Below are 5,567 nucleotides of genomic sequence, written 5' to 3' on the forward strand. Positions count from 1 at the left end.
TTTTTGTTGACATGACAGCCCACCCCCATGACTTATCATTGCCTTGTCTTCGGCAGCGTCAGATGTGTAAAAGGGCCCGCCCCCAGGGCACCCCACCCCTTCAACCCCGGCCCCGCACCCCAGCCCGTCCGGCGCTTGAGGACAAGGCCCCTTCAGGGCCGAAGCGGGGTCTGGGGGCGCAGCCCCCAGGGACCGGGGTCGAAGGGGCGGAGCCCCTGGGGATGGGAACGGGTAAGGGCGGCGGGGGCGAAAAACGTCAAGGCACGCCACCGCGGCGGAGCACACGCGGACGGCCCCGCCCCTCAGGGCAGAGCCGTCTCGCGAAGGGAGGAAGGTCAGCCGCCGACGCCCTCCAACACCGGCGCCCGCTCCTCCGCAACCACATCCTCCGCAACCCGCGCGGAGCGCCTCGTCGGGATCAGCAGAGCCGCCACCCCCGCAAGCCCCACGACACCCGCCCCCGTCACCAGCGCGGGCCGCAGACCATCCACGAAGGTCTGCCCCCTCTCGTATCCACCCTGCGCGGAGAAGATCGAACCCATGATCGCGATACCGAGGGCACCACCGACCTCGCGAAGAGCGTTGTTCGCACCGGACGCGACGCCCTGTTCGGACCCACGGACGCTGGACATGACCAGGTTGGAGGCGGGAGCGAAGAAGAGGGCCATGCCGATGCCGCTGACGATGAGGCCGGGCAACTGGATCGAGTAGGAGGCGTCCACGGTGATGACGGATGCCAGGTAGGCGAGGCCCGCCGCTTGGAGGAAGAGGCCGGTGGCGACGACAGGGCGGCCGCCTATGCGGTCGGAGAGGATCCCCGCGATCGGCGCGACGAGCATCGGCATACCGGTCCAGGGCAGCATCCGCAGCCCCGCCTCGGTGGGCGAGTAACCGAGCACACCCTGCATGTACTGACTGAGCAGGAAGATCGACCCGAACATGCCGAGGAACATGAGAAGGCTGGCCGCGTTGATGCCGGAGAAGGCCCGGGAGCGGAACAGCCGCATCGGCAGCATGGGGTTCTTGGCACGGGTGCTGTAGAGGACGAACCCGGCGAGGAGGGCGGTGCCGGCGAACAGGGACGTGAGGACGAGGTTGTCCGTCCAGCCGTCCGCGGGGCCTCGTACCAGGCCGTAGACGATGCCGAAGAGACCGCCGCTGGCGAGGAGGGTGCCGGGGATGTCGAGGGGCGCACCGGTGCCGTAGGACTCGGCGAGGCGCAGCCGGGCGAGGGGGAGGAGGGCGACGCCGAGCGGGACGTTCAGCCAGAAGATCCACTGCCAGGAGATGTGTTCGGTCAGGCTGCCGCCGATGAGGGGGCCGGAGGCCACCGCGAGTCCGTTGACGGCGCCCCAGATGCCGTACGCCATCCCGCGCTTGGCCGCGGGGACGGCCGCGGTGAGCAGGGTGAGGGTCAGCGGCATCATGACGGCCGCGCCCACGCCCTGCACCGCGCGGGCGGCGATGAGGCTGTCGATGCCGGGGGCGAGGGCCGCCGCGGCGGAGGCTCCTGTGAAGACCGTGAGGCCGGCGAGGAACAGCCGGCGGCGGCCGAAGCGGTCGCCGAGTGCCGCGCCGAACATCAGCAGGACGGCGAAGGTGAGGGTGTAGGCGCTCACCGTCCATTCCAGGTCGTGCAGTCCGCCGCCGAGGTCCTCGCGGATGGAGGGCAGGGCGGTGGTGACGACGAGGTTGTCGAGGGCCGCCATGAACCCGGCGACGCTGGTGATGACGAGAGCCCAGACGGCTCCCCCGCGTGGTGTCTTCTGTGCGGCTTGCTGTGACATCGCTCCCCCAGAGCCTTTTAGATAGTTATTGATTACTAACTTTCACGCCCATGAAAAGGCGCCGACAACACCCGTCCCACCGGACGGTTCAGTGCTCCAGTCGCCCCTTGGCCCGCGCCGACGGATACAGCCCCTCCCACACCCGGTGCCCGGGCGGGAACCCCATGGCGACCAGGCAGTTGACGAGCATGCCGTACGCCATGAAGGTCGTCGTCTCGTCGACGTCGGCACCCAGTGGCAGATGGACCGTGTCCCACAGCCGCATCCAGCCGTCGCGCACCTCCGCGCCGAACTCGTGGTCGCCCTCCTGCTCGGCGGCGGCCACCGCGACGTACATCTGCATCTGCATCATCAGCCGCTCCGGCCGGTCCGCGATGACCTTGGTGTACGCGTTCGCCATGGCATGCAGGGCCTCTTCGCCCTCCAGCCCCTCGGCGGCCTCCGCGAACGTATGGATCGTGTCCTCCACACACCGCTGGGCGGCCGCCAGGAAGATCGCCTTCTTGCCGGGGAAGAGCCGGAAGAGATACGGCTGCGAGACCCCGACCCGCTTGGCGATCGCCTCGGTCGAAGTGCCGTGGTAACCGCCGCGGGCGAACTCGATCGTCGCCGCGCGGATCACGCTCTCGCGCCTCTCCTCTGCGCTCATCCTGACCATGCCCAGTAAGTTAGTACTCAATCACTAACTAAGTCAAGGGGGCGGCTCGGACACAAGTGCCGGACAGCAAGTGCCGGACGCAAGTAAGGGGCGCCCCGCCATGGAGAGCGCCCCTTACCTCAGCCGCAGGTCAGGCCAGTCGTACGACCGCCCGGGACATCCCCAGCACCTTCTGTCCGGCGCTGGTCGCCGTGAGGTCCACGCGGACCGTGTTGTCGTCGAGTTTGGCCGCGACCTTGGCGCTGACCTCGATGACGGCGCCCTGGTCGTCGTTGGGGACGACGACGGGCTTGGTGAAGCGGACGCCGTACTCGGCGACGGCCGCCGGGTCGCCGACCCAGTCCGTCACCACGCGGATCGCCTCGGCCATGGTGAACATGCCGTGCGCGATGACGTCCGGCAGCCCGACCTCCTTGGCGAACTTCTCGTTCCAGTGGATCGGATTGAAGTCACCGGAGGCGCCCGCGTACTGGACGAGTGTGGCGCGGCTCACGGGAAAGGTCTGGGCGGGCAGTTCGGTGCCGACCTCGACGTCGTCGTATGCGATCTTCGCCGTCATCTTCGTCACGCCCCCTCTGCCGCGCGGGCGACCAGCTTCGTCCAGGCCGTCACGACGTGCTCGCCGGCCTCGTCGTGAACCTCGCCACGGATGTCCACGATGTCGTTGCCCGCCATGGACTTGATCGCGTCGATGGTCGAGGTGACCGAGAGACGGTCACCGGCCCGGACCGGGCGGGTGTAGGCGAACTTCTGGTCGCCGTGCACGACGCGGCTGTAGTCCAGCCCCAGTTGCGGGTCCGCCACGACCTGTCCGGCGGCCTTGAACGTGATGGCGAACACAAAGGTCGGCGGGGCGATCACATCGGGGTGACCGAGCGCCTTGGCGGCGTCCGGGTCGGTGTACGCCGGGTTGGCGTCCCCCACGGCCTCCGCGAACTCGCGGATCTTCTCCCGGCCCACCTCATAGGGGTCGGTGGGCGGATAGCTCCGCCCCACGAAGGACTGGTCGAGCGCCATGGGCTCGGCACCTCCTGATCGCTGGTACTGGCCGGTATCGGCGCATGAACGACGCGAGGCCGCCCCCTGGAGTACAGGGGACGGCCTCGCGTACGAGCCTGATTTATCGCGTTTCGCGGTGCGCGGTGTGCGCCTTGCAACGCGGGCAGTGCTTCTTCATCTCCAGTCGGTCCGGGTTGTTACGCCGGTTCTTCTTGGTGATGTAGTTCCGCTCCTTGCACTCCACGCAGGCCAGCGTGATCTTCGGGCGGACGTCGGTGGCAGCCACAGGAGTGCTCCTTGACGAACGGATGGGACGATTAACGCATAAAAGAGTAGCCGATCGAAGGACCGACCCCGCAATCGGCTACTGTCAGTAGCGGTGACCGGACTTGAACCGGTGACACAGCGATTATGAGCCGCTTGCTCTACCGACTGAGCTACACCGCTGTGATGCGATCGGTTCCCACCTTGCGGCGGGAACCTCTCACACCAGAGCCCCAATACGGAATCGAACCGTAGACCTTCTCCTTACCATGGAGACGCTCTACCGACTGAGCTATTGGGGCGAGCGATGAAGACATTACACGCTCGGCCGCCGTTCACCCAAATCCGTTTCCGGTCCTCCTCCATGGCCCCTCCACGGCCCGTCCGGAGGGCTGTCCGGCCGCCTCTGCTGCGGCTTGTCCGCGGCTTGGCCAGGGGCCTTCCCACCGGCCCCTGAGGCCTCTCCCGTACGACGAACCACACCGGTACGACTATTGCGCTCCTCCCCGCCGCGAGCGGATCACCGCCCTAGGCTCGACTCACTCTGCGTGATCTTGCGTCCCCGTCCGCAGCCCCGAGCCACGAGCCTTGAGCCCCTGGAGCGCGATGCCCGACAGCCAGCCGCAGCCGCCCCATTCCTCGTCCTCGTCGGGCCCCTCCTCGTCGGGCCCTGCCGACACCTCCTCACTCCTGCTGTGCGGGGCACGGCTGACCGACGGCCGGACCGTGGACGTACGGCTGGGCGGCGGACGCATCGAGGCGGTCGGCACGGCGGGCAGCCTGGCGACGGACGGCACGCGCGCGTGCGGTACGCGGGTGGACCTCAGCGGCTATCTGCTGCTCCCCGCGCCGGTCGAACCGCACGCCCACGGCGACACGGCACTGTCGGCCGACGAGGGCGGCCCGATCTCCTACGACCCCCAGGACGTCCAGCGCCGGGCCACCGAGGCCGCCCTGCTCCAGCTCGGACACGGGGCGACCGCGCTGCGGGCGCACGTGCGCGTGGGCGACATCAAGGGGCTGGGCGCGCTGGCCGCCGTACTCCAGGCGCGGCGCTCACTGCGCGGGCTCACCGAGCTGACCGCGGTGGCGGTGCCGCGGGTGCTGCCCGGGGTGGCGGGGGCGGAGGGGCTCGCGATGCTGCGGGACGCGGTGAAGATGGGCGCCTCGGTGGTGGGCGGCTGCCCGGACCTCGATCCCGATCCGACGGGCTATGTGCAGGCGGTGCTGGATGTCGCCTCCGAGCAGGGCTGCCCCGTCGATCTGCACACCGACGCCACCGACCCGGCCCGCCTCGCCCGCCTCGCGGCGATGGCCGGCGGGCTGCGTCCGGGCGTGACCCTCGGTCCGTGCGGCTTCCTGGGCCGGCTGCCCTCCGAGATCGCCTCCCGCACCGCCGACCAACTCGCCGCGGCCGGGGTGACCGTGGTGTGCCTGCCGCAGGGCGGCTGCGGGGGCGTGGAGCGGCGCGGTACGGCTCCGGTACGACTGCTGCGGGCGGCCGGGGTACGGGTGGCGGCCGGCAGCGGCGCGCTGAGGGACGTCTCGAACCCGGTGGGACGCGGGGACCCGCTGGAGGCCGCCTATCTGCTGGCCTCGCGGTACGGCCTGCGCCCCGAGGACGCCTACGACGCGGTGAGCACGTCGGCTCGGACCGTGCTGGGGCTGCCCGAGGTGCGCGTGGAGGCGGGTTTTCCGGCCGAGTTGCTGGCGGTGCGCGGGGATCGGCTCGCGGGGGCGCTGTCGCTGGCGTACAGCCGAATCGTCGTGCATCGGGGGCGTGTGGTGGCGCGGACGAGTGCGGTGCGGGAGTTCTGCGACTCGGCGGTGGCGGTGGAGCTGGGCTGCCGCGGCAGGGG

General features: G+C 69.8%; 6 protein-coding genes and 2 tRNA genes. 1 reads left to right on the forward strand and 7 read right to left on the reverse strand.

What is annotated here, in order from left to right:
- Positions 1-335: 335 nt before the first annotated feature.
- The 7 genes from HLK59_RS47715 to HLK59_RS47745 all read right to left on the reverse strand — a co-directional run bounded on the left by HLK59_RS47715 (position 336) and on the right by HLK59_RS47745 (position 4,010).
- Positions 336-1,787 carry an MFS transporter gene (locus HLK59_RS47715; RefSeq protein WP_171147947.1) on the reverse strand — a complete coding sequence of 484 codons (1,452 nt, stop codon included), beginning with the start codon at positions 1,785-1,787 and terminating at the stop codon, positions 336-338.
- Positions 1,788-1,875: 88 nt separating this feature from the next.
- Positions 1,876-2,445 (reverse strand): TetR/AcrR family transcriptional regulator, encoded by a 570-nt coding sequence (locus HLK59_RS47720; RefSeq protein ID WP_171147948.1) that lies wholly within the window; start codon positions 2,443-2,445, stop codon positions 1,876-1,878.
- Between the two features lie 130 nt (positions 2,446-2,575).
- Positions 2,576-3,004, reverse strand: a complete 429-nt coding sequence (locus tag HLK59_RS47725; RefSeq protein WP_171147951.1) for a MaoC family dehydratase — start codon at positions 3,002-3,004, stop codon at positions 2,576-2,578.
- 5 nt (positions 3,005-3,009) lie between these two features.
- Positions 3,010-3,462, reverse strand: coding sequence for a MaoC family dehydratase N-terminal domain-containing protein (locus tag HLK59_RS47730; RefSeq protein WP_171147949.1), 453 nt, complete (start codon positions 3,460-3,462; stop codon positions 3,010-3,012).
- A 103-nt stretch (positions 3,463-3,565) separates the two neighbouring features.
- Entirely contained in the window at positions 3,566-3,730 is a 165-nt protein-coding gene (gene rpmG, locus HLK59_RS47735) for a 50S ribosomal protein L33 (RefSeq protein ID WP_006347275.1), read from the reverse strand.
- An 88-nt stretch (positions 3,731-3,818) separates the two neighbouring features.
- Positions 3,819-3,891 (reverse strand) — tRNA-Met (locus HLK59_RS47740).
- 46 nt (positions 3,892-3,937) lie between these two features.
- Positions 3,938-4,010, reverse strand: a tRNA-Thr gene (locus HLK59_RS47745).
- A gap of 304 nt (positions 4,011-4,314) precedes the next feature.
- On the opposite strand from HLK59_RS47745, the gene HLK59_RS47750 reads away from it, so the two are divergent.
- Positions 4,315-5,567, forward strand: a 1,253-nt coding sequence (locus tag HLK59_RS47750; protein ID WP_171147950.1) for an amidohydrolase family protein, incomplete at its 3' end; no start/stop codon positions are given.

It is taken from the genome of Streptomyces sp. S3(2020), from assembly GCF_013044505.1.
Lineage (GTDB): Bacteria > Actinomycetota > Actinomycetes > Streptomycetales > Streptomycetaceae > Streptomyces.

Coding starts and splice junctions, on each gene's coding strand:
- HLK59_RS47730 (WP_171147949.1), bottom strand. CDS start 3,462: ATGGCGCTCGACCAGTCCTTCGTGGGGCGGAGCTATCCGCCCACCGAC.
- HLK59_RS47725 (WP_171147951.1), bottom strand. CDS start 3,004: ATGACGGCGAAGATCGCATACGACGACGTCGAGGTCGGCACCGAACTG.
- HLK59_RS47720 (WP_171147948.1), bottom strand. CDS start 2,445: ATGGTCAGGATGAGCGCAGAGGAGAGGCGCGAGAGCGTGATCCGCGCG.
- HLK59_RS47715 (WP_171147947.1), bottom strand. CDS start 1,787: ATGTCACAGCAAGCCGCACAGAAGACACCACGCGGGGGAGCCGTCTGG.